Origin of the sequence: Acetobacter conturbans, assembly GCF_011516755.1 — a bacterium.
GTDB lineage: Bacteria > Pseudomonadota > Alphaproteobacteria > Acetobacterales > Acetobacteraceae > Acetobacter > Acetobacter conturbans.
Map to the genome: position 1 here is coordinate 1 of NZ_WOSY01000085.1, position 548 is coordinate 548.

Annotated in this window: 1 protein-coding gene; it reads right to left on the reverse strand. The window is 58.6% G+C overall.

Features of this window, described 5'->3' with window-relative positions:
• Positions 1–548, reverse strand: a 548-nt coding sequence (locus GOB81_RS17450) for an FAD-binding oxidoreductase (protein WP_242010343.1), incomplete at both ends; no start/stop codon positions are given.

Consider the following 548-nt stretch of genomic DNA (forward strand, 5'->3'; position numbering starts at 1 on the left):
CGGTTTGTGAGATCTGGCACCGATTGCTGAAGCAGTTCCTTCGTGATGCGCCCTTCCGGCCCCGACCACTCTGTCCCCGGCGACCGCCGCATGGTGGCAATAACGTGCAGTTTGTCATTGCGACGTTCCAGCCACTCGATTTCCTGGCGAAACACATAGTCGATGCTGGCATGAGCGGAATAGACGAAGTAGATCTCGCCAGGCCAGACGATATCGGTCAGGTATCTCAGGACCGCCATCATCGGTGTGATGCCTACGCCGCCGGACAGCAGGACGATCGAGTCTGCCTCGTCACCCGTAAAGGTGAACATACCCGATGGACCCGCGATCTTTAAAAGATCACCCTCTTTGACCGTGTCGTGCAGGTAGCGCGAGACCAACCCATGTTCCTCGCGTTTGATCGTTAGTTCGAGATGTTCGACCTGCCCCGGCGACGATGCGATCGTATAGGACCGGCTCGCGGGCTTGCCAGACGTCGGCTCGATGGTGAGTTGCACGAACTGGCCGGGTTTGAAGTCAAAGGGAATCCGCCCCCCATCGGCCGGAAC